Genomic DNA, 549 nt, shown 5'->3' with positions numbered 1-549 from the left:
AGACAGGCCCTTATCAGACTGTAAAATGAGCCACATTGCTTTCAACCAGATCTGCAACGGGAGCTTGGTAGCATGCAACGGCGTGCGCGTGGTGACTGTAAACTGGAAGCGACAATGACTGTTTGAGCACTGATACAAGCCTGGTCGTAATCGTCCTCGGCCACTATCTCGATCAGCAAGTGAGATCGAATGCTTATAGCCACATGCAGGGCAAATCCGCCCTTTAGGCCATACCATGCTCTCAACAAGCTGACGGCATTTGTCCTCGCTCTGAAAAGCCAGAACCATATCATCTAAAGTACGAATGGACTCCAGAACTAAAGACAATGTTTCTGACATGCATACCTCTCATCTCACGATTGACACAGGATAGCATAAATAGCCTAATATAGCGAAATAGCTGTCTTTGGTTGATAATGCCCTTTGGCCATCTTGAGGAACAAGTGCTGAACATCACCATTTAAGACATGTTTGCTCGCCAAAGTGACTTTTTCTTCAGGTTAGGAAAGAGTTGCAATGGATCAGACTTTTAGTCTTACGTGGGGACTG

General features: G+C 45.9%; 1 protein-coding gene. It reads right to left on the bottom strand.

Going from position 1 to position 549, the window contains the following annotated elements; translation table 11 throughout:
- On the bottom strand, positions 1-339 hold a 339-nt coding region (locus tag PsAD37_RS27820), incomplete at its 3' end, for a transposase (RefSeq protein WP_193778247.1).
- Positions 340-549: the final 210 nt, after the last annotated feature.

It is taken from the genome of Pseudovibrio sp. Ad37 (genome assembly GCF_001623075.1).
GTDB lineage: Bacteria > Pseudomonadota > Alphaproteobacteria > Rhizobiales > Stappiaceae > Pseudovibrio.
The sequence above is the reverse complement of the archived record's forward strand: the minus strand, read 5'-3'. Positions and strand labels throughout refer to the sequence as shown.